At 70.7% G+C, this 20938-nt stretch carries 18 protein-coding genes and 1 pseudogene; 4 read left to right on the top strand and 15 right to left on the bottom strand.

Annotation, left to right across the window (positions count from 1 at the left end):
* The first annotated feature begins 28 nt into the window (after positions 1-28).
* A complete protein-coding gene (locus GA0070619_RS30795; RefSeq protein ID WP_088951249.1) occupies positions 29-634 on the top strand; it encodes a hemerythrin domain-containing protein in 606 nt (201 codons plus the stop codon).
* A gap of 67 nt (positions 635-701) precedes the next feature.
* On the opposite strand, the gene GA0070619_RS30790 is transcribed toward GA0070619_RS30795, so the two are convergent.
* Positions 702-872 carry an antitoxin gene (locus GA0070619_RS30790; protein WP_218908168.1) on the bottom strand — a complete coding sequence of 57 codons (171 nt, stop codon included), beginning with the start codon at positions 870-872 and terminating at the stop codon, positions 702-704.
* A gap of 225 nt (positions 873-1097) precedes the next feature.
* Here GA0070619_RS30790 and GA0070619_RS30785 point away from each other — a divergent pair, with 225 nt between their 5' ends.
* The gene (locus tag GA0070619_RS30785; RefSeq protein WP_088951247.1) at positions 1098-2219 is read left to right on the top strand and encodes an AI-2E family transporter; all 1122 of its coding nucleotides are present in this window, start codon (positions 1098-1100) and stop codon (positions 2217-2219) included.
* On the opposite strand, the gene GA0070619_RS30780 is transcribed toward GA0070619_RS30785, so the two are convergent.
* Positions 2220-2873, bottom strand: a complete 654-nt coding sequence (locus tag GA0070619_RS30780) for a dienelactone hydrolase family protein (protein ID WP_088951246.1) — start codon at positions 2871-2873, stop codon at positions 2220-2222.
* 169 nt (positions 2874-3042) lie between these two features.
* Between GA0070619_RS30780 and GA0070619_RS30775 the strand changes: the two genes are divergently transcribed.
* Positions 3043-3222, top strand: a complete 180-nt coding sequence (locus GA0070619_RS30775) for a hypothetical protein (protein ID WP_088951245.1) — start codon at positions 3043-3045, stop codon at positions 3220-3222.
* Between the two features lie 76 nt (positions 3223-3298).
* Here the strand turns inward: GA0070619_RS30775 and GA0070619_RS30770 are convergent, their stop codons facing one another.
* The 10 genes and pseudogenes from GA0070619_RS30770 to GA0070619_RS30725 form a co-directional block, all read right to left on the bottom strand.
* On the bottom strand, positions 3299-5671 hold the full coding sequence (locus tag GA0070619_RS30770; RefSeq protein ID WP_088951244.1) for a glycoside hydrolase family 65 protein: 2373 nt from the start codon (positions 5669-5671) through the stop codon (positions 3299-3301).
* Positions 5668-6471 (bottom strand): beta-phosphoglucomutase family hydrolase, encoded by an 804-nt coding sequence (locus GA0070619_RS30765; RefSeq protein WP_088951243.1) that lies wholly within the window; start codon positions 6469-6471, stop codon positions 5668-5670. Before GA0070619_RS30765 ends, GA0070619_RS30770 begins: the two co-directional genes overlap by 4 nt.
* Positions 6472-6530: 59 nt before the next feature.
* Positions 6531-6995 (bottom strand): DUF4442 domain-containing protein, encoded by a 465-nt coding sequence (locus tag GA0070619_RS30760; RefSeq protein ID WP_088951242.1) that lies wholly within the window; start codon positions 6993-6995, stop codon positions 6531-6533.
* Positions 6996-7058: 63 nt separating this feature from the next.
* A complete protein-coding gene (locus GA0070619_RS30755; protein ID WP_088951241.1) occupies positions 7059-8075 on the bottom strand; it encodes a hypothetical protein in 1017 nt (338 codons plus the stop codon).
* A gap of 94 nt (positions 8076-8169) precedes the next feature.
* Complete coding sequence (locus tag GA0070619_RS30750; protein ID WP_088952167.1) at positions 8170-9471, bottom strand: ABC transporter ATP-binding protein; 1302 nt, start codon at positions 9469-9471, stop codon at positions 8170-8172.
* A 133-nt stretch (positions 9472-9604) separates the two neighbouring features.
* Positions 9605-11815, bottom strand: coding sequence for a bifunctional glycosyltransferase/CDP-glycerol:glycerophosphate glycerophosphotransferase (locus GA0070619_RS30745; protein ID WP_088951240.1), 2211 nt, complete (start codon positions 11813-11815; stop codon positions 9605-9607).
* Positions 11816-11830: 15 nt separating this feature from the next.
* Positions 11831-13792 carry a DUF5941 domain-containing protein gene (locus GA0070619_RS30740; protein WP_157744116.1) on the bottom strand — a complete coding sequence of 654 codons (1962 nt, stop codon included), beginning with the start codon at positions 13790-13792 and terminating at the stop codon, positions 11831-11833.
* A pseudogene (locus GA0070619_RS30735) lies at positions 13789-14394 on the bottom strand (ABC transporter ATP-binding protein); the annotation flags it as partial. The pseudogene GA0070619_RS30735 and the gene GA0070619_RS30740, both read right to left, overlap by 4 nt.
* Before the next feature lie 142 nt (positions 14395-14536).
* Positions 14537-15364: an ABC transporter permease gene (locus GA0070619_RS30730; protein ID WP_088951238.1), complete on the bottom strand. Its 828-nt coding sequence runs from the start codon at positions 15362-15364 to the stop codon at positions 14537-14539.
* Between the two features lie 72 nt (positions 15365-15436).
* Positions 15437-16807 (bottom strand): L-serine ammonia-lyase, encoded by a 1371-nt coding sequence (locus tag GA0070619_RS30725; protein WP_088951237.1) that lies wholly within the window; start codon positions 16805-16807, stop codon positions 15437-15439.
* Positions 16808-17278: 471 nt separating this feature from the next.
* Between GA0070619_RS30725 and GA0070619_RS30720 the strand changes: the two genes are divergently transcribed.
* Positions 17279-17488, top strand: a complete 210-nt coding sequence (locus GA0070619_RS30720; RefSeq protein WP_088951236.1) for a PspC domain-containing protein — start codon at positions 17279-17281, stop codon at positions 17486-17488.
* A gap of 782 nt (positions 17489-18270) precedes the next feature.
* Here the strand turns inward: GA0070619_RS30720 and GA0070619_RS30715 are convergent.
* The 3 genes from GA0070619_RS30715 to GA0070619_RS30705 all read right to left on the bottom strand — a co-directional run bounded on the left by GA0070619_RS30715 (position 18271) and on the right by GA0070619_RS30705 (position 20772).
* Positions 18271-19086, bottom strand: a complete 816-nt coding sequence (locus tag GA0070619_RS30715; RefSeq protein ID WP_088951235.1) for a DUF4230 domain-containing protein — start codon at positions 19084-19086, stop codon at positions 18271-18273.
* Positions 19087-19258: 172 nt separating this feature from the next.
* Positions 19259-20422 (bottom strand): acyl-CoA dehydrogenase family protein, encoded by a 1164-nt coding sequence (locus GA0070619_RS30710; protein WP_088952165.1) that lies wholly within the window; start codon positions 20420-20422, stop codon positions 19259-19261.
* A gap of 44 nt (positions 20423-20466) precedes the next feature.
* Positions 20467-20772, bottom strand: a complete 306-nt coding sequence (locus GA0070619_RS30705; RefSeq protein ID WP_030329612.1) for a type II toxin-antitoxin system VapB family antitoxin — start codon at positions 20770-20772, stop codon at positions 20467-20469.
* Positions 20773-20938 lie beyond the last annotated feature (166 nt).

The following is a 20938-nucleotide window of genomic DNA, read 5'->3' as shown; positions in this document are numbered from 1 at the left end:
CGATCCGCAACCGGTAAGGGGCCGTGACATGAGCAACCCGCAGAACGACGACGACCATGACGTCGTCGACATCCTGGTCGCCGACCATCGTGAGGTCGAGGCCCTCTTCGTCGAGTTGGAGACCGGACTGGGCACCCTCGAACACCGCCGCCAACTCGTCGACGTCGTGATCGCCGAACTCGTCCGCCACTCGGTCGCCGAGGAGGCGTACGTCTATCCGATCGCCCGCAAGGCGCTGCCCGACGGCAATGAGATCGCCGACCGCGAGATAGCGGAGCACACCGACGCCGAACGGACCATGAAGGAGCTGGAGTCCGTCGACCCGTCCGACCCGCGCTTCGACGAGTTGCTCGCCCACCTGGTGAGCACGATCCGCGACCACGTACGCGAGGAGGAGAACGAACTCTTTCCCCGGCTGCGCGCGGCGACCGCCCGGGAGGAGCTGATCGAGGTCGCCGACAAGGTGACGGCGGTCAAGGAGATCGGCCCGACCCGCCCGCACCCGGGAAAACCGCACCACCCGCCGGCGAACAAGCTGCTCGCACCGGGCATCGGCCTGGTGGACCGGCTGCGCGACGCGTTGAGCGGCCGGCCCACCTCGACGGACGAGTTACGCGAGGAGCAGCAGCGCTGACCGGTGCGTCCACACAGAACACTCCCGGGTCGCCGACGGCGCGGCGACCCGGGAGGCGTCTGGCGAATCAACGGACCTGGTCACCCTCACCGGTGCGCGCCTGGGCCTGGTCGACACCCTTGTCGATCTTGTCGTCGTACTTGCCGCCGGTGCGCTTGTCGGCCATGTCGCCGGCCTTTTCCATGCCCTGGTCGACCTGCTTGTCGTGCTTGTCCGCGAAGTCCTTGGCCTTGTCCATGAAATCACCCACGGTGCTCCTCCTCAGGTCCGGTTGCTCCTGATTGCGTTCCCTTGGGCGGACAGCGCAAACGCCGTCGCCCTGAACGCGGTTGGCGAACATCCACCCGGGGCACACCGAGCGGCGTACGATCCGCGCGGGCAGCGGCCAGCGTGCAGTTGGAGCGATACGGGTGTCGGCGCAGGACCGGCTGGGTACCGACTCGCCGAGATCGAGGAGGCCGACATGGCGGCAGAGGATCCCGGAGCGACAACGGATCCCGGAGCGACAACGAGCGGCGCCGGCCCGCGCCAGTCGTGGGCGGCACTGCCCTGGCTGGTCCGAACCGCGGTGTTGTGGAGCGCCTGCCTGGTGGTGATCGTCGCCGGGCTCTACCTGCTGGGCAAGATTGCCGTCCTGCTGGCACCGCTGGCCATCGCGCTGGCCGCCACCATCTTCCTCACCGCGTTGCTCGACCCGGTGCTGCTCCTGCTGCGTCGGCTGCGTCTGCCGTCGGCACTGGCCGCGCTGTGCACCGTACTTCTGCTGCTCGGCATCCTGGTCGGCGTCGGCGCGTTGGTGTGGAATCTGACCGCCAGTCAGTTCGACCAGCTCAGTCAGGAGTTGACGCAGGGCGTCGAGCGCAGTCGGGACTTCGTGACGTCGACGCTGCCGGTGACCGAGGCGCAGCTGGACCGGCTGGTGGACCAGGCCCGGCAGGGGTTGAGCGGCAGCTCGCCGGACCCGGTGGCGGGCGCCCGGACGGCCACCGAGGTGTTCGGTTCCGCACTGCTCGCCCTGGTGCTGCTCTTCTTCCTGCTCAAGGATGGCCGGTCGATGTGGCACTGGCTGGTGTCCCGGATGTCCGGCGCGACCCAGCCCGTGATGGCCGAGGCCGGCCGGGCCGGGTGGCAGACCCTGGGTGCGTACAGCCGGGGCACCATGTTGATCGCCGCGATCGACGCGCTCGGCATCGGGCTGGCTCTGGTGGTGCTGCGGGTGCCGCTGGCCCTGCCGTTGGCTCTGATCACCTTCCTCGGCGGGTTCGTGCCGATCATCGGAGCGACGGTGGCCGGTGCGGTGGCGGTGCTGGTGGCGTTGGCCGCGAACGGCCCCACCACCGCTCTGCTCACCCTCGCCGCGGTGATCGCGGTGCAGCAGATCGAGGGCAACCTGCTGGAGCCGCTGGTGATGAAACGGCAGGTACGGCTGCACCCGGCGGTGATCCTGGTGGCGGTCACGGCCGGCACGCTGATCGCCGGGATCGCGGGCGCCTTCGTCAGCGTCCCGATCACCGCCGTCCTCTGGCGCGTCATCGACACCGTCCAACAGCGCCGTGCGACCTCGGCTCTCGTGCCGGCGGAGTGATCACCGGCTGAGATGTGTGGTGAACCAGGTGCCAGCCTGGTCGGCGACCTGCTCCAGGGTGCCGGGCTCCTCGAAGAGGTGGGTGGCGCCGGGGATCACCCGCAGCTCACCGACCTCCCCCAACTCGGCCAGCGCCCGCTCGTTGAGCGCGATCACTTCCTCGTCCAGGCCGCCGACCAGGAGCAACGTGGGCGTACGCACCTGCGCCAGTGCTTCCTCGGCCAGGTCCGGTCGGCCGCCCCGGCTGACCACGGCACCCACCCGATCCGCCCGGGACGACGCCGCGACGAGTGCGGCGGCGGCCCCGGTGCTGGCGCCGAACAGCCCGATCGGCACGTCACCGGCGGGGCGTTGCACCGCCAACCAGTCGACGATCCCGGCCAGTCGACTGGCCAGCAGCCCGATGTCGAACCGGAGTTCCGCGGTGCGCGCGTCCACCTCGTCCTCGGTCGGCGTGAGCAGGTCCACCAGCACCGTGCCGAGCCCCCGACCGTTCAGCGCACGGGCCACCGCCACGTTGCGCGGGCTGTGCCGGGAACTGCCGCTGCCGTGTGCGAACAGCACGACACCGACCGGCTGAGCGGGCAGCATCAGATCAGCGGGGAGTTGGGCGTCGCCAACCGGAATGGCCACCGTGCTGCGTTGCTCGTCCATGCCCACCTCCGTGAGTTCGCCTACGGGCCGGGTACCCCGCCGGCCGCGCCGCACGCACGCCGACGGCCGCGCCGGCGGGCCGCGTTTGCCCAAAGGGGCGCCGGGTACGCGACGAGTGACCGCAGACCGTGTCGGCGCAGCCGCGCCCCGACGGATCGCGAGGATCGCCATGGCCAAGCAGCAGATTTCCGAGCAGCAGCAGATGACCGAGCGGGCCCAGCGCGAACAGGACGCCGAGCGCAACCAGGACTTCGGGGACCAGGCCGCTTCGGCCCGGCTGCCCGACGATCCCAAGGCGGCTGCGCCCCGGGACGCGATCGGACGCCCGTCAACCGGCGAGCCGGTCTGACGTAGGTGCTGACCGGCGAGCCGGTCTGACAACTGGTGCGAGGCGGTCGGGGCGGGAGCGAATCCCGCCCCGACCGTCACTGCTCGCGCTCGGGCAGCCGCAGCAGCGGTGACCGGCCCGGTGGCTGCTCGGGCGCGGGGCCGGACGGCTCCGCCCGGGGCACCGGCACCGTCACCGGCTCGTCGCAGGTGACCCGTAGCACCTGGTCGTGGTGGCGTAGTTCCACCACGTCGTCCGGGCCGCCGTGGCGGAGCGAATATGTCGTCTGGTGTGGTCGGACATCCACCCGCAGCGACAGCCCCCGCCACTGCAGGGAGAATTCCAACCGGCTGAGTCGGCTGGAGAGCCGGGGGGCGAAGGACAGCTCGCCGTGGTGGTCGCGCAGGCCGCCGAACCCGCTGACCAGGGCGAGCCACGCGCCGGCCAACGACGCCATGTGTACGCCGTCGCGGGTGTTCTCGTTGAGGTCGTGCAGGTCCATCAGCGCGGCTTCGCGCAGGTAGGTGTGCGCCAGCTCCGGGTGGCCCACCTCGGCGGCGAGCACCGCCTGGGTGCAGGCCGACAACGACGAGTCGCGTACGGTGCGGCGCTCGTAGTAGAGGAAGTTGCGCACCTTCTGCTCGGGGGTGAACGCGTCTCCCCGCCAGTGCATCGCGAGGACCAGGTCGGCCTGCTTGACCACCTGCTTTCGGTACAGCTCGAAGTACGGGTAGTGCAACAGCAGCGGATATTTCTCCGCCGGCGTGTGGGTGAAGTCCCATTCCTGGAGCCGGGTGAAGCCCTCCACCTGCTGGTGAACCCCAAGCTCCTCGTCGTACGGGACGTGCATCGAGGTGGCCGCGTCCCGCCAGCTCGCGGCCTCCTCGTCGGTGACTCCGAGGTGGAACGCGTCGTCCCGGTAGCGCATCACCACCTCGGCGGCGGCGAGCAGGTTCCGCTGTGCCATCAGGTTGGTGTAGACGTTGTCGTTCTTCACTGCCGTGTATTCGTCCGGGCCGGTGACGCCGTCGATGTGGAACTGCCCGTGCCGGTCGTGGTGGCCGATCGAACGCCACAGCCGGGCGGTCTCGACCAGGAGTTCCAGCCCGATCTCCCGTTCCATCTGGGTGTCCCCGGTGACCATCACGTAGCGGCGCATGGCATCGGCGATGTCGGCGGCGATGTGGAAGGCCGCCGTGCCGGCCGGCCAGTAGCCCGACGATTCCGGCCCCTCGATGGTCCGCCAGGGGAAGGCGGCACCCCTGAGGTTGAGCGTCTCGGCACGCTCCCTCGCCGAATCCAACGTGCTGTGCCGCCACTGGAGAGCGCTGCGGACCGCGCTCGGCTGGGTGTACGTGAGCACCGGCAGGACGAACATCTCGGTGTCCCAGAACGCGTGCCCGTCGTAACCGGGGCCGGTCAGCCCCTTCGCCGAGATCGGCCGCTGCTCGGCGCGGGCGCCGGCCTGGAGCACGTGGAAGAGACCGAACCGGACCGCCTGCTGCACCTCCGGGTCGCCCTCGACCAGCACGTCGGACGCGTCCCAGAACGCGTCGAGGTAGTTGCGCTGCTCGCGATGCAGGCCATCCCAGCCGTCCAGTCTGGCCCCGGCCAGCGCCGCGCCGACCTGGTCGCGCAGTGCGGGCAGCGACCGCCGGCTCGACCAGCTGTACGTCAGGTACTTGACCACCCGCAGCTTCTCGCCGGGCTTGAGCACGCAGGCGATGGTGGTGCGGACCCAGTCCTGGTAGCCCTCGGACTCGATGGTGGTGTGGTCCGGGCCGTGGACCTCGTGTTCCATGGCGGCGGCCACCCGCAGCCCGGAGACCTTGGTGCGGTGGATCAGCTGTCCACCGTCCGGGGTGGTCAGCTCCTCCTCGGCCTGCAGAGGTGACTCCAGCACCGCCGCCACCCGGGGGTCCTTGCTCTGCGCGGGCAGCGACTCGTTGGCCACCAACTCGGACTGCACGATCAGCCGCAGCGGGCCGTCGACGGCCTCCACCTCGTAGCTGATGGCGGCGACCGACCGCTGGGTGAAGGAGACCAGCCGGGTGCTGCGGACCTTGACCTCCCGGCCGGCCGGCGAGCGCCAGTGCACCTCCCGGTGCAGGGTGCCGGCTCGCAGGTCGAGGATCCGCTCGTGGGCCAGCAGCTCCCCGTAGCGCACGTCGAGCGGCTCGTCGTCGACGAGCAGTCGGATCAGTTTGCCGTTGGTGACGTTGACGATGGTCTGCCCAGACTCGGGGAAGCCGTAGCCCGCCTCCGCGTACGGCAGTGGTCGCAGCTCGTAGAACGAGTTGAGGTAGGTGCCGGGCAGGCCGTGCGGCTCACCCTCGTCGAGGTTGCCGCGCAGGCCGACGTGCCCGTTGGAGAGCGCGAAGACCGACTCCGACTGGGCCAGCACGTCCATGTCGAGCCGGGTCTCCCGGACGTGCCACGGCTCGACCGGATAGGCCCGCTCCCGGATCACGCGGGGCCTCGTTCATCGGCGGCGTGGGCGGTGGCGGCACGGCCCGGCGCCGACGGGTCGGCGACGGCGAGCAGCTCGGCGAGGTCCTGGACCACGATGTCGGCGCCGTGCGCGAGCAACTCGTCGGCCTGCCCGACCCGGTCGACGCCGACCACGTAGCCGAAGCCACCGGCACGGCCGGCAGCCACCCCGGAGAGCGCGTCCTCGAAGACGGCGGCCCGTGTCGGGTCGACGCCGAGCAGTGTGGCCCCGGCGAGGAAGGTGTCGGGGTGCGGTTTGCCACGCAGCCCCTGGGCGCGGGCGACCAGGCCGTCGACCCGGGCCTCCAGCAGCGGTTCCAGCCCGGCGGCGGCGACCACCTCGCCACCGTTGGCGCTGGCCGTCACCACGGCCCGGCGCAGCCCGGCGGCCCTCGCCGCCTCCAGGTAGTGCACCGAGCCCGGGTAGACCTCGACGCCGGCGGTGCGGAGGCGTTCCAGCAGCAGGACGTTCTTGCGGTTGCCCACGCCGTTGACGGTGTCGGCGTCCGGCGGGTCGTCCGGGGTGCCCTCCGGGAGGACTATGCCGCGGGAGGCGAGGAACGAGCGGACGCCGTCGGCCCGGGGTCGCCCGTCGACGTAGCGGTTGTAGTCCGGGCCCGGGTCGAACGGTTGGAAGGGCTCGCCGGAGACGGTGGCTCGCTGCCGGAGAAACTCGTCGAAGGTCTGCTTCCAGGCGGCGTTGTGCACGCGGGCGGTCTGCGTCAGCACACCGTCCAGATCGAAGAGACAGGCGGTCACGTGAGCAGGTAGGCCCAGCACGGTACGAATCTATCCACCCCACTGGGCCCGCAAACCCGTTTCCGCCGCCCCGGCGCGCCTCAGTTCGGCCGCAGCGTCCAGATCACGGTCATCGCCGAGGTCGGCTTGCCCTCCTCGGTCGCGATCTCCACCTCGACCGGGAACTCCGGCCGCTGACCGGACTCCAGCTCCTCGATCACCTCGAGCGCCGGGCGCCCGAGCCGCGCGGTGGCCAGCACCGGGCCCATGGCGAGCTTGCGGTAGGCGATGTCGGCCCGGACGGCGAGCGGCACGGCCCGGTCGAACAGCTGCCCGAAGGCGGCCAGCACGACCGCGCCGGAGGCCGTCTCGCCGAGGGTAAACATGGCACCGGCGTGCGGGCCGCCGATGTGGTTGTGGGTGGCCGGCGAGTCGGGCAGCCGGACGACCGCCCGCACCCCGCCCTTTGCCTCGGGTGCCACCTCGACGAATTCGATGCCGAGCGTACGAGCGAAGGGCACCGCTTCCAGGATGCCGGCCGCCACCTGGCGGGAGTCGATGGTCATGTCCTGACGTTACTAGCCGGTAACCAGGCCGGCAACCAGGGCCTTTCCCCGCTCGACCGGTGCTCAGAGGTTGGCGATCGTCCGCAGGATCTCCGCGTAGAAGTTGCCGTCGATGCTGCGGAAGAAGGCGAAATCCTGGCCCGGGTCACCGAAGAACGGGCGCAGCGTCCACGCCAACTGGGTGCCGACGAAACCGAAGAGCAGGATCCAGATGTAGAGCAGGGTCATGCTGGCTGGCCGCTGCGACGGGTCGCCGCGTCGGACGGGCGGGCTGCCCCACGGGCGTTGCGCCACCGGGGCGCCCGGAGGGAACGAGGCGCCCACCGGCTGGCCGGCCCACTGAGCCGGCACGTGCGCCGGAACCGGCGCGGCGGTCGCGGCGCCGTTCGGCGTCGACTCGGCAACCGCGGCCCCGACCGGCACGGCCACCGGCTCGGCACCCTGACCGGTGGCCGGGGTCGCTCCGGCGGGCACGGCGGCCGGCACAGCCTGGACCGGGGCCGGCACAGCCTGGACCGGGGCCGGGGCGGCCTGGACCGCGACCGGCGCGTTCGCCTGGGCGTTGGCGGCCTCCGGCGCAAGCAGGCCGTGGTCGTTGAGCACCTGCATCCCGCCGGTCAGGAAGCGCAACCCGACCACTGCCGACAGGGTCAGGATCGCCACGTTGAGCAGCTTGAAGAACCCGTAGTCGGGCGCGGTGATCAGGAAGAAGAGGCTGATCGGCGCGAACGCCACGGCGAGCATCGAGGTGACCGTGATCGCCACCATCACCAGCGCCAACGACTGACGCACCGACAGCCGGGCGCCGAAGACCAGGTTGAACAGGTAGAGCGTGGGCAGGCAGATGGCCAGCGTGACCAGGAACAGCAGCGGCAGCTTCAACGCGGAGGTCAGCGCCATCAGCGGGCTGTGGAAGGCGCCCAGCACCGCGCCGTAACAGGCCAACGCGATGGCGGAACTGCTCAGCATGCGAACGGTCAGCGCGTTGAGGTCACGCTCGGCCACGATCTGCTGCCAGATGCTCCCGCGATCGCGCAGGATGCGCTCGATGACGAGCGGGCTGGGACGGTCACCCGACACGGGTGCACCCCTCTCGGAGGTCTTTCACTGTGGACTGGGTGCGCAGACGGTAGGACACCGGACGGTGGGCCCGCCACCCCGCTCCGGCGAGTCGTCAGCGCCAACCCACGTCGATCCGGGCGCCACGCTCGTCGAAGAAGTGCAGCGCGTCCATCCGGACCGAGACGGCGAGCGGATGACCGGCGCTGACCGCCGGGTACGGCGCCAGCCGCACCGCCAGCTCCGCCGGCCGGCGGTGGTGCCGGCCCGGGTCGGGAAGCACGCTGGTCTGGGTGCCGCCGCCACTCGATGCCTCCTGCGGCTCCACCGGCTTGCCGGTGAGGCGCTGCATCACCGAGCCGAACCGACGCAGGCCGCGCTGACCGACCGGCGGCGATTCGACCGGCGCACCCATCTCGTCGACCACGACCGCTGTCGCACCGATGTCGAGGAACGCCAGCGACTCGTGCCCGTGGTGCTCCAGGTAGCGGATCCGCCCCCGCAGCACGTCGCCGGGGCTGTCCGGGGCGACCGGGGTGAGTGCCTCGGCCCGCATGCCGACCACGATCCGCTCACCGTGGTAGTGCGCCACCGCCCGACTGCGAATGTCGTTCCAGGGCAGGTAGAGCGACTGGTCACCGAGGTTCAGCGTGACGTACCGGTCGAGGTGGACGTAGACCGACGCCTCCAGCAGGTTCATCCGTGGGCTGCCCAGGAAGGCGGCCACGTAGAGCGTCGCCGGCCGGCCGTACACCTGGGTGGGTGTGCCGACGTCCTGGAGCACGCCGCGGCGCATGATGGCGACCCGGTCGGCCATGGTGAGCGCCTCGGCCTGGTCGTGGGTGACGTAGACGGTGGTGACCCCCAGCTCCCGGGTCAGGCCGGAGATCTCCGCGCGCAGCTCGGCGCGCAGGCCGCTGTCCAGATTCGAGAGCGGCTCGTCCATCAGGAACAGGCCGGGCCGCCGGACGATCGCCCGACCCATCGCCACCCGCTGCCGCTGGCCGCCGGAGAGCTGGCCCGGCTTACGGGCCAGCACGTCGCCGATGCCCAGCGCGCTGGCCACGTCGCTGACCCGCTCGTCCCGCGGCTCTTGCTCGATTCCCGCGAGGCGCAGTGGGAAGGCGATGTTGTCGCCGACGCTCATGTGCGGGTAGAGCGCGAAGTCCTGGAAGACCATTGCGATCTTGCGGTCGCGAGGAGGCAGGTCGTTCGCCAACTCCCCGTCGAGCAGCACCGCGCCCTGGGTCGGATCCTCCAACCCGGCGATCATCCGCAGCACCGTCGACTTGCCGCAGCCGGACGGCCCCAGAAGCACCATGAACTCGCCGTCGTTCACATCAAGATTGATGCTGTCGACCGCCAGCGTGCCGTCCCTGAAGACCTTGCTCACGTCCTTGAGCGTGACGGTGCTCACCGTCGTCCCCCCCAGCTCGTCTGCCGAACCCCACAAGACTGTGACCAGGATCATTGGATCCGCACATCGGGTAAACGTCTCATGTTCGACGGATGACGCCGCAATTACACGACAAAGGAGACGGACAGCGCTGTCAGCAGCGCGAAGATCGCCCGCTGGGCTCCCCCAGGAAAACCTCGCGCACCACCCGTTCCGCCGCGTGCCCGTCGTCCAATGTGCAGAACCGGCCCCGGAAATGCTCACGGGCCTTGGTCGCCGCGTCGGAGCGCACCGCGTCGGTGCGGAACAGGTCGACCAGGTCGGCGAAGGTGGTGACCACCGCGCCCGGTGGTTCGGCAGTGACGTCGAAGTAGACCCCTCGGGCCAGCCGGTACGCCTCCCAGTCCGGGGTATAGAGCACGATCGGCCGGTCCAGCACCGCATAGTCGAACATCGCCGACGAATAGTCGGTGATCAACACGTCGGCTATCAGGTAGAGATCCTCCACCCGTTGGTGGCCACTCACATCGCGAACCCGTTCCCAGTCCACCGGCCGACCGGGGCGACGGTCACGGTCGTGGAAATAGTGGCTGCGCATCAGCAGCCGGCCCGAGTCACCCAGCGCCCGCACGAACCGGTCCGGGTCGAACGGCGGCCGGTAGCCGGGAAGGTGCTCCCGGTGTGTCGGTGCGTACAGCACGACCTGCTCGTCGGGGCCGACGCCGAACTCCGCGCGCAGCCGACGCACCTCGTCCGGACCGGCCGTCACCAGGCGGTCGTTGCGCGGGTAACCCACCTCCAGAGTCGTGTACGTGGCCGGGTACGCCCGGTCCCACATCTGGGTGGAGAAGCTGTTCGCGCTGACGCTGTAGTCCCAACGGTCCACCCGGCGCAGCAGCCCGGCGAAGTCCATCCGACCCGCGCCGATCGGGTAGCGCTGCTGGTCCAGCCCCATCACCTTGACCGGGGTGCCGTGGTGGGTCTGCAGGTGCACCTGCTCCGGCCGCTTGCGGACGAAGTCCGGAAAGTTGACGTTGTTGACCAGCCACCGGGCGCGGGCGAGGACCCGGTAGTACGCCGGCGTGCCGGCGACCACGTACTCCACCCCGGCCGGCACGCTGTCCACCCGGTCCCGCCGCACGATCCACACGCCGCGCACCCCCGGCGCCAACGTCCGGGCAGCCTCGTAGATCGCCGCCGGGTTGCAGGAGTAACCCCGGAACCAGTAGGCGGCGTACACCGCGAGCGTCGGGTCGACAGGCCGACGCAACTCGGCCCGGTAGTACTCGCGCAGCAACCCGTCGCGGGTCAGCCGGGCACCGCGGCGCGCGACCGGGCCGACCCGACGCCGGGCGGTGCGGGTCTGCCGACGGGCGGCGTCGCGGGCCCGGCTGGCGGCCCGCAACGCGCTGAAGGTGCGCCAGCGGCCGGACGCGACGAGCCGGTGTTTGATCCCCTCCACCCCGTCCGGCACCGGATAACCGCCGGCCGGCAGCCAGCGCTCGTAGTCGGCGGTGATCTGCGCGAAGAACGCCGGTCGCAGCTCCGGGGCGATCCGCTGGCCGTTGCCCAGCACCGTCAGGTAGTGCCAGATCATCCGCTCGAAGACCGCCGGCCGCAGGGCGTCCGTCGCCGAGCCCCACGCGTCCATCAGGTGGAAGACCCGGTGCCACTGTGGGAAGACCTCGAAGTGCCGGTCACCCCGGGTCCGGGTGATCGCGCCGGCGCGGCGTTGCCGGTAGTTGACGCACACCCGATCGAGTACGCCGATCCGCTGCGCCGCCATCAGCACCGGATAGCTGAACGAGACGTCCTCGTACCAACCCGGCGCGAAGCGCAGCCCCAGGCCGGCCAGGAACTCCCGGCGGACCAGCCGGTTCCACGCGGTGTGCAGCAGGTGCATCGCCTCCGGCCGGTCCCGCAACCGGAAGGTGTCCGCGCCGGGCGGCTCCGGGAACACCTCGGCCATCGCGCTGCGGGTCGCTGTGTCGTTCCAGTGGGTGCGGACGTGGTCGACCAGCAGCACGTCGGGGCGGGTCGCCCGCAACCGCTCGGCGACCTCGGTCAGGCACTCCGGCGCCAGCCAGTCGTCGCCGTCGAGGAACCACACGTACTCGCCGACGGCCCGGTCCAACCCGATGTTGCGGGCTGGACCGAGGCCGACGTTCTCCGACAGCCGAACCGAGCGGACCCGCTGGTCGCGGGCCGCGTACTCGTCGATGATCTCGCCGCTGGCGTCCGGCGAGCAGTCGTCGACGGCGATCACCTCGATGTCGGTCTCCGGCTGACCGAGGACGGAGTCCAGACATTCACGCAGGTATCCCTGCACGCGGAAGGCCGGCACCACGAAGCTGATCAGGGTCATCCGGCCGTCCCTCCGTCAGTGCGGCGCGGCACCTCCAGCGCCCACCGGCGCGACCGACGCCCGCGCGCTACGGGCCGGTCGCACGAACCAGGCCAGGACGACGCTCACCACGAAAACCACGAGAAGGTACGCACCGAGTGTAGCCAGCCCGATACCCACCATGCCGGCAATCGCCGCGAGGGCCAGCAGCGCCGAGCGCACCTCCCAGCCCAGCGTGAACGCGTGCAGCGGCGGTGCCGCCTGCCGCTTCTCCAGCCGGGCCGTCAGGTCGTAGTGGTGCACGGTGAGCACGAAGACGTACCCGAAGATCAGCCAACCCGGCGCCCCTCCGACCACCCCGACCGCGATGGCGAACAGGTACTCGGCGGCGCGCAACGCCGCGGGCACCAGCCAGTCCAGCGGACCGTTGTGCGCGGCCCCCGCGCCCAGGCCGCCGACCAGCAGCACCAGCAGCGCCACCGGCACCGCCCAGCGCAGCCCGTCCGGCGAGTCGCCCCACAGCGCCGCGACCAGCAGCACCGCCGGGCCGAGCGCGGCGATCACCGCCAGGGTCAGCGGCCCCATCGGGCGGACCACCGGCAGCCAGCGGGCCAACGGGCCGTCGTCGCGGTGCAGGGTGGCGTCGACCGTGTCCAGCACCGGCACCCTCATCCAGCGGGCCCGCAACGTCCGCAGCGCCCCGGTGTACGCGAACGCCAGCACACCCCAGACCAGCACCGCGATCAGGCTGACCAGCGGGTTGAACAGCGCAACGGTCAGCGCGATCAGCGCCCACCGCTCGCCGATGGGGAAGACGACGGTCCGCTTCAGCCAGTACGACAGCGACCCGGTGTCCGCCTGCACACGGGTCGACGCCGCGTTGAGCCGGTCACCGATCCCGCCGCTGGCACCCGCCGCAGCTCTCGGTCGACGGGCCGCCTCGTCGTGCAGCACCCCGTACCAGGTGTCGGTCATGTGCCGGACGGTCTGCAACGTCATCGCGGCGATCGCGAGCGCCCAGCCGTTGCCCAGCCCGGCGTGGCTCACCCCGAAGCCCAGCCCGGCGTAGACCAGGTATTCCTTCGCCCGGTCCGCCATCGTGTCCAGCCAGCCACCCCAGGCGCTGAAGTGCCGGGTGTAGCGGGCCAACTGGCCGTCCACGCAGTCCAGCACGAAGCCGAGGTAGAGCAGCACCGCGCCGCCGACCAGCGCGGGTCGCCCACCGACCCCGAACAGCACCGCCGCGGCCAGCGCGAACAGCACCGAGATCGCCGTCACCCCGGTCGGGGTGAGCCGCAGCCGGGCCGCCCACCGGACCACGTACGGGGACCAGGTGCTGACGAAGTAGGTGGAGAAGAAGTCGTCCTTCTCCTTCACCGACAGCCGCAGCTCGGCCCGGTCCTCGTCGACAGCGGTCACCGCCGCCTCGGCAGCGGTCAGCTCGTCCTCGTCCTCGACCCGGCGGGCGACGAGCAGGCGTACCCGCTGGGTGAAGATCAGCGTGCCGAGCGCCGCGAGACCCGCGAAGAGCCGGTCCACGGCGGACCCGGGGCCACCCTCCGCGGCGCGGGCGGCTGCGGCGAGGGTCGGCAGGTCGTCCACGCCGAGCCGCAGCGCGCCGCCGAACACGCCGGTGGCGGCCCCGTCGAGGGCGTCCAGGGCGCCGGCGTCGACCACCTGGCCGCGTTCCTCCCGCACGGCAGTGCGCCCGGGCACCGGCGGGTCGCCCAGCACCAGCGCCACCGTGGGCCCCACCGGGCTGGTGGCCAGGTGCCGCAGCACGGCGGTGTGCGCCACCAGGTCGGTGCCGGTGACCAGCACGGGGGCGGTGGCGGTGGCGACCAGCGCGGTCAACTCGTCGAGGGTGGCGGCGAAGCGCACCTCATCGGCACCGGCCCGGCGCAACTGGGCGGCCAGGCGGTCGGCCAGCGGCTCACCGGTCGCGGTGGTCAGGCCCGCTGCCGGCGACCCGGCGGCGAGCACGATCGCGAGCGTCACCGCGGGACCGCGGCGTGGTACGCGTCGAGCGCCTCGGCGATGGTGCCGTCGAGCGTCAACCGGCCCGCGTCGAGGTGCAACCCCCGACGACAGAACCGGGTCAGGTCCTTTTCGTTGTGTGACACCAACACCAGCGTGCGCCCCTCCCCGAGCAGACGATCAATCGTCGCGTAACACTTCTTGCGGAACTCCGCGTCCCCGACCGCGGTCACCTCGTCCATCAGCAGGATCGGGTGCGGCAGGTGCGAGATGATCGCGAAGCCGAGTCGCACCTTCATGCCCGACGAGTAGTGCCGGACCGACGTGTCGATGGCCCGCTCCACCTGCTCACCGGCGAACTCGACGATCTCGTCGAAGTGCCGCTTCAGGTAGCCCGTCGACAGCCCGTGCAGGCCACCGACCAGGTGCAGGTTCTCCCGCCCGGTCAGGTCGTTGGAGAAACCGGCGGACAACTCGAGCAGCGGTGCCACCGCGCCGTGCACCCGGATGTCGCCCTCGTCGGGGATGAGCACCCCGGCGATCAGCCGCAGCAGGGTGCTCTTGCCGGTGCCGTTGCGGCCGATCACGCCGACCGTCTCGCCGGGTTCGATGGTGAACGACACGTCCCGCAACGGCCAGAACTGGCCGGGCAGGGCACCACGCGCACCCCGGTGGATGAACAGCTCCCGCAGGCGCAGCTGACGGCGACGGTTCCGGACGAACCGGATGCCCAGGCCGTCGGCCTCGATGATCGGCGCGGCCACGTCAGAGTTCCTTGAGCACTGCGGGTTCCAACCGGCGGAACGACCACCAGCCGGCGGCCAGCACCAGCAGGCTGCCGACGACGGTGGTGGCGAGCAGCCGGGCGTTCGGGAACTCGTCCGGGTACCAGATCGCGTGATGCAACTGGAAGATCCCGACCAGGGGGTTCAGCTCGTACACCACCTTCAGCCAGCCGGGCAGGCCGGACTCGCGGACCAGGCTGAGCGGATAGATGATCGGCGTGGCGTAGAAGAGCACCCGGATGATCAGGCGCATCAAGCGTTCCACGTCGCGCATCAGCACGTTCCAGGCGGACAGCAGCAGGGCGAGCCCGGTCAACAGGACGGCCTGGACGGCCACCGCGAGCGGCAGGGAGAGCAGCGACCAGCCGGGGTGGATCCGACCGTGCACCGCGTAGATCACCGCGATGGCGATCAGGATCGGCAGGCCGGCCGCGTACTCGGCGAACCGGCCGGTGACCCGGCCGATCGGGAAGATCTGACGCGGCACGTTCATCGTGGTGATCAACCGGGACTGGCCGGTCAGCGCGTTAGTGGCCTCGCTCAGAGCCGAGCTGGCCCACATCCAGGCGAAGATGCCGGTGATCAGGAACAACGGGTACGACCCCGCCGCCTCGCCGAGATGCCGGCCGGTGTCGCGGGAGTAGAGCACCCCGAACACGAACCAGTAGATGGCGCCCATGCCGAGCGGCTCGATCAACGACCAGAAGTAGCCCAGCACCGACTGCTGGTACTTGACCGCCAAGTCCCGCCTGACCAGGATGCGCAGCGAGTTGCGGTGCGACCACAACGCCGCGACGCCAGAGGTCACCGCGAGCCTCCCGCCTCCTGAAACGGACGACAGGTTAGCAGTCGGTGAACGAATGCCCGGAATCGACCGGACTCAGCACTCGATCACGTTGACGGCCAGACCGCCACGCGCCGTCTCCTTGTACTTGACCTTCATGTCGGCGCCCGTCTCCCGCATGGTCTTGATGACCTTGTCCAGCGACACCTTGTGCACACCGTCGCCGCGCAGCGCCAGCCGGGCGGCCGTGATCGCCTTGATGCTAGCCACCGCGTTCCGCTCGATGCAGGGGATCTGCACCAGGCCACCCACCGGGTCGCAGGTCAACCCGAGGTTGTGCTCCATCCCGATCTCGGCCGCGTTCTCCACCTGCTCCGGTGTGCCACCGAGCACCTCGGCCAGCCCTGCCGCCGCCATCGAGCACGCCGAACCAACCTCACCCTGGCAGCCCACCTCCGCACCGGAGATCGAGGCATTCTCCTTGAACAGCACCCCGATCGCGCCGGCCGTCAGCAGGAACCGCACCACACCGTCGTCGGACGCCCCCGGCACGAACCGGGCGTAGTAGTGCAGCACCGCCGGAATGATCCCGGCCGCCCCGTTGGTCGGCGCGGTGACCACCCGGCCACCGGCGGCGTTCTCCTCGTTGACCGCCAGGGCGAACAACGTCACCCAGTCCATCGCGTGCAGCGGGTCGGGCGTCCCGGCGTCCGCCTCCAGGCCGCGCCGCAGCTCCGCCGCGCGCCGCCGGACCTTCAACCCCCCAGGGAGTACGCCGTCGCGCTCACAGCCGCGCTCCACGCACTCCCGCATCACCCGCCAGATCTCCAGCAGGCCCGCCCGGATGTCCGCCTCGCTGCGCCAGGACCGCTCGTTGGCCAGCATCACCTCACTGATCGACAGCCCGGTGCGGGTGGTGACCTCCAACAGTTGCGCCCCGGTCAGGAACGGGTACCGCACCACTGTGCTGTCCGGCTTGATCCGGTCCGCGCCGGCCGCGGCCTCGTCCACCACGAAGCCACCACCGACGGAGTAGTAGGTGCGGCTGCGCAGCTCGGCACCGGCCCCGTCGTACGCCGCGAAGGTCATCCCGTTCGGGTGGTACGGAAGCGACCGGCGACGGTGCAGGGTCAGGTCCCGGTCCGGGTCGAAGTCGATCTCGTGCGCGTCGAGGATGTTGATCCGCCGCTCAGCCCGGATCCGTTCGACCCGAGGGCCGACGGTATCCGTGTCGACAGTTTCCGGCGACTCGCCGGACAACCCCAGCAGCACCGCCGGGCCACTGCCGTGCCCGTGCCCGGTGGCACCCAGCGAGCCGAACAGCTCGGCCTGCACCCGTGCGACGTCGCTGAGCAGCCCGTCGGCCTTGAGCCCGCCAACGAACGTACGCGCGGCCCGCATCGGCCCCACCGTGTGCGAGCTGGACGGCCCGATACCAACGCTGAAGAGGTCGAAAACACTGATCATGGCCGCGCTTCCTCGCCGTCGTCCCGGCGTACGGGACCCGGCCGGGTCGTGACCGCCGGTCTGACGGCCCCGCTCGTGACCGCCCGGGGTATGGGTGCCGGTCACCCGGGGTGTGGGTGGCCGATCTGCCAGCCTACCCGCCCAGCTCAACGCCCACCCGGCCGCCGGGAGGCGAGCACCTGACCGCCGTCTTGCGGCCATTGCAAGATCACGCTCGATCCATGTTGCAGTGGTCTGGGCCCTTCCCCGAGGCCACCCCGTGAACGAGCGCGATCTTCACCGGTCCCGCCGTGCGCGGCGGTCGGGCGCGGCGCGGGCGGGTCGCGGGGAGGCGTCAGCGAGGGGCTGCCCGGGTAAAGCACCTACGGGTCCACGGGTCACCGCTCATCCTCGGGACCGAGGGCGAGGTGGCCACCCCCTTCTACCGTGGATTGCAGACGCGGCGCACTGCCGCAGAGTGGGAGTACGACGATGAGTCGCAAACTGGTCCGGCCCCGCGAGGGGCGCATGCTCGCCGGTGTCTGCGCCGGCCTCGGTCGGCGGTTCGGCATGTCCGCCGGGATGGTCCGGCTGCTGTTCCTGCTGTCCCTGCTGCTGCCCGGCACCCAGGTGATCGTCTACCTGGTCCTCTGGGTTCTCATGCCGAACGAGGATCGCTACCTGGCCTCCACCCAGCACTGACCCCCACCCCTCAAGCGCGCCGCGCGTCCGGGAGGCCACTACAACCCTGTTGTAGTGGCCTCCCGCACGTCCAGGGCCCCCATTTCCAGGAACTTGCGGGCAGAAGCGCTCGCCAACTCCATCCGGAACCGCCGCTCCAACCAAAGCCCCGCCCCACCCACCCCCTGCCCCCCCCGCCCCCGCCCCGCCTCAGCCCGAGGCAGCAACTTCGGGGAAGTTGCTGCCTCGGGCGCTCCTGAGGCACCAACTTCCCCGAAGTTGCTGCCCACCTCGCCGTTGATCCACTCGGGTTTGCTGATTCCGCGGTGTCCAGGTGCCGGCAATACCCCGAATTCAGCAAACCCGAGTGGATCATGGAGCGCACACGCCGCTCGGCAGAGCGCGGGCCTGCCCCCAGAGCACGACCGCGCCACGAGAGGCGGCAGACGGACGAACGGCAGGATTCAGCACTCAGACGCGCTGCAGACCGCCGGCAAAACGGCAGGCGAATGCCGACCGCGTGAACGACGCGACCACCGACAGCGAATGCCGACGCCGAATGCACGAGAGCGACTACCGACAGCGAATGCCAGCGGCGACTAACAGCGGCTGCCGACGGTGACTCACACAGCGGGCTGACAGCAGGGCTGCCACCGGCGACCGCCAGCTGCGACCGCCGACGGCGAATGCCAGCTGCGACTGCCAGCGTGGGCTACCAGCCGCGAATGCCAGCGGTCCCGATGGAGAAGCGCCCGCTCCGACGGACGTCGGGGCGGGCGCTTCCGCGGTTGGATTGTCGCCGGTCAGGGAGCCGTGTAGGTGACCGTGATCTGTTGGTAGCCGAGGGAGCGCAGCAGCCCCTCCAGCATCTTGCGGGTGTTTTCCTCGGCTCGGGCGGAGAGACCGCTGTCGCGGGCGGCGGCGGTGATCCGCTCCTCGGCGAGCTGGTAGACCTGCTGCTGCCGGTTGGGATCGTTGCCGACCAGGTCACCGAGCCGGTTGAGCAGACCGCGCTGCTCAGCGAAGACGTAGCTCTTCTCCATGTCGAGGTTGGTCTCGCCGAGCTGCGGGGCGGGCAGTTTGATCTCGACGGACTTGCCGTCCGCGGACTGGACGACGGCACCCTCACCGATCTTGGTGAAGTCGACGTACGCCTCGACGCTGCCGGCCCCGACGAACAGGGTGCGCTCGTTGAGCAGGAAGTCGGGAACGTTGCGCCGGTCGTTCTGGGTGTCGACCACGACCTGGAAGTTGCCTTCGGCCGCCACGTAGCGGCTGAGGTCCTGGATCGACTTCAGCAGTGGTGGCTGGCTGCGGTCGGTCTGCTCCTTGGCGAACGGGTTGCGGAAATCCGGCAGGATGCCGGTCGCCTGGATGCCGAGCAGCACCACCACGGCCAACGCGGCGGCGCCGAGCAGCAGGAGCAGGCCACGGGCCCCGCCACCACCACCCGTCGGGCCACCGCTGCCGCCCATCGGGCCACCCGTCGGGCCACCGGGGCCACCCGGTGTGTCCATGGTCGGCTCGGGTGTCGCGGCCGACCGCTCCTTGAGATCGTCACCGGTCGGGTAACCGGGAAACTCCCTCGTGGGCTCGTTGATGCCAGCGTCGCGGGCCATCACGCTCACCGTCCTCGTCAGACACGTCGTCTGTCAATGACGGTACGGCCCCGGTACGACAGCCGCGCGTCGAGCGGCCGGAAAGCACAAACGGGCAGGTCACGCGCGGGCAGGTCACGCGCGGGCAGGTCAGCACGCGGGCAGGTCAAGCCAGGCAGGTCACGCGCGCAGGTCACGCGAACGCGGAGATCCCGGTGAGTCGCTGCCCGACGACCAGCTGGTGGATTTCGGAGGTGCCCTCGTACGTCAGCACGCTCTCCAGGTTGTTGGCGTGCCGCATGATCGGGTATTCGCCGGAGACACCGTTGGCGCCGAGGATGGTGCGGCACTGCCGGGCGATGGCCAGGGCCTCCCGCACGTTGTTCAGCTTGCCCACGCTGACCTGCTCGGGTCGCAGCCGGTGGGCGTCGGCGAGCCGGCCCAGGTGCAGCGCGAGCAGTTGCCCCTTCACCAGCTCGACGGCCATGTCGGCGAGTTTCGCCTGGGTGAGCTGGAAGCCGGCCAGCGGGCGACCGAACTGGGTGCGGGTGGTGGCGTACGCCAGTGTGGTTTCCAGGCAGTCACGGGCGGCGCCCACCGCGCCCCAGACGATGCCGTACCGGGCCTCGGTGAGGCAGCTTAGCGGCGCCTTGAGCCCGATCGCCTCGGGCAGTCGGGCGTCCGCCGGGAGCCGGACGTCGTCGAGCGCGATCTCGCCGGTCACCGACGCGCGCAGCGACATCTTGCGGCGGATCTCCCGGGCCGTGACACCGGGCGTGTCCATGGGTACGAGGAAACCCCGCACGCCCTCGTCGGTGCGCGCCCAGATCACCGCGGCGTGGGCGATCGGCGCGTTGGTGATCCACATCTTGGCGCCGGTGAGCACCCAGTCGTCGCCGTCGCGGCGGGCGCGGGTGGTCATCGAGGCGGGGTCGGAGCCGTGGTCCGGCTCGGTCAGGCCGAAGCAGCCGATCGCCTCGCCGGTGGCCATCGACGGCAGCCAGCGTTGCTTCTGCTCCTCGCTGCCGTAGCGCCAGATGGCGTACATGGCGAGCGAGCCCTGTACCGAGACCAGGGATCGGAGGCCGGAGTCGCCGGCCTCCAGCTCCTGGCAGGCCAGGCCGTACGCGACGGCGGAGGCGCCAGCGCAGCCGTAGCCGGTGAGGTGCATGCCGAGCAGGCCGAGCTTGCCGAACTCCCGGGCCAGCTCGCGGGCCGGCACCTGGCCCTGTTCGTACCAGTCGGCGACGTGCGGGCGCACCCGGTCGTCGACGAGTTGGCGGACGACGTCGCGGATCTGTCGCTCTTCGTCGGTGAGCGACGGGTCCAGATCGAGCAGGTCCAGCGCAGCGGTCATGGACGCCACCCTAACGAAGGTTCAGCGAGCGACAGAAGGGCTCGTCACTCGATCGGCTCGGAGAGCACCAGCACCCGGGCGTGGATCTGGTTGCGCTGCTGTAGGGCGGCCCGCAACGCGCGGTGCAGCCCGTCCTCAAGGTAGAGCCCACCGTTCCACTGCACCACGTGCGGGAAGAGGTCACCGTAGAAGGTGGAGTCCTCGGCGAGCAGCTTGTCGAGCGCCAGCTCACGCTTGGTGGTGATCATCTGGTCCAGGCGCAGTGGCCGGGGCGGAATCTCCGCCCACTGCTTGAGCGTCAGATTGTGTTCCGGATAGGGACGCCCGTCCCGGACCGCTCTGAAGATCACGACGGCACGCTCCCCTCCCCGTGGCCGGGCCGACCGACGGCGCCGAGCCGGGCCGCGGCGGGCACCGCGCGGCGCGGCACCGATGACCGTGCCAGCCTAGCCGCCCGGCGCACGACGCGTTTCGCTCCCTGATGTCAGTTTCGCTACCGGTCGTCCGATCCTCAAG

Origin of the sequence: Micromonospora zamorensis (assembly GCF_900090275.1) — a bacterium.
Taxonomy (GTDB): Bacteria; Actinomycetota; Actinomycetes; order Mycobacteriales; family Micromonosporaceae; genus Micromonospora; species Micromonospora zamorensis.
Note: the sequence above shows the minus strand (reverse complement) of the source record. Positions and strands in the feature narration are given on the sequence as shown.

Bases quoted from the DNA above. Each gene is read 5' to 3' on its own strand.
- GA0070619_RS30720 (WP_088951236.1), top strand. From the start codon at position 17,279: ATGAGTCGCAAACTGGTCCGGCCCCGCGAGGGGCGCATGCTCGCCGGT.
- GA0070619_RS30775 (WP_088951245.1), top strand. From the start codon at position 3,043: ATGGCCAAGCAGCAGATTTCCGAGCAGCAGCAGATGACCGAGCGGGCC.
- GA0070619_RS30745 (WP_088951240.1), bottom strand. From the start codon at position 11,815: ATGACCCTGATCAGCTTCGTGGTGCCGGCCTTCCGCGTGCAGGGATAC.
- GA0070619_RS30795 (WP_088951249.1), top strand. From the start codon at position 29: ATGAGCAACCCGCAGAACGACGACGACCATGACGTCGTCGACATCCTG.
- GA0070619_RS30760 (WP_088951242.1), bottom strand. From the start codon at position 6,995: ATGACCATCGACTCCCGCCAGGTGGCGGCCGGCATCCTGGAAGCGGTG.
- GA0070619_RS30725 (WP_088951237.1), bottom strand. From the start codon at position 16,807: ATGATCAGTGTTTTCGACCTCTTCAGCGTTGGTATCGGGCCGTCCAGC.
- GA0070619_RS30710 (WP_088952165.1), bottom strand. From the start codon at position 20,422: ATGACCGCTGCGCTGGACCTGCTCGATCTGGACCCGTCGCTCACCGAC.
- GA0070619_RS30785 (WP_088951247.1), top strand. From the start codon at position 1,098: ATGGCGGCAGAGGATCCCGGAGCGACAACGGATCCCGGAGCGACAACG.
- GA0070619_RS30715 (WP_088951235.1), bottom strand. From the start codon at position 19,086: ATGGCCCGCGACGCTGGCATCAACGAGCCCACGAGGGAGTTTCCCGGT.
- GA0070619_RS30790 (WP_218908168.1), bottom strand. From the start codon at position 872: ATGGACAAGGCCAAGGACTTCGCGGACAAGCACGACAAGCAGGTCGAC.
- GA0070619_RS30780 (WP_088951246.1), bottom strand. From the start codon at position 2,873: ATGGACGAGCAACGCAGCACGGTGGCCATTCCGGTTGGCGACGCCCAA.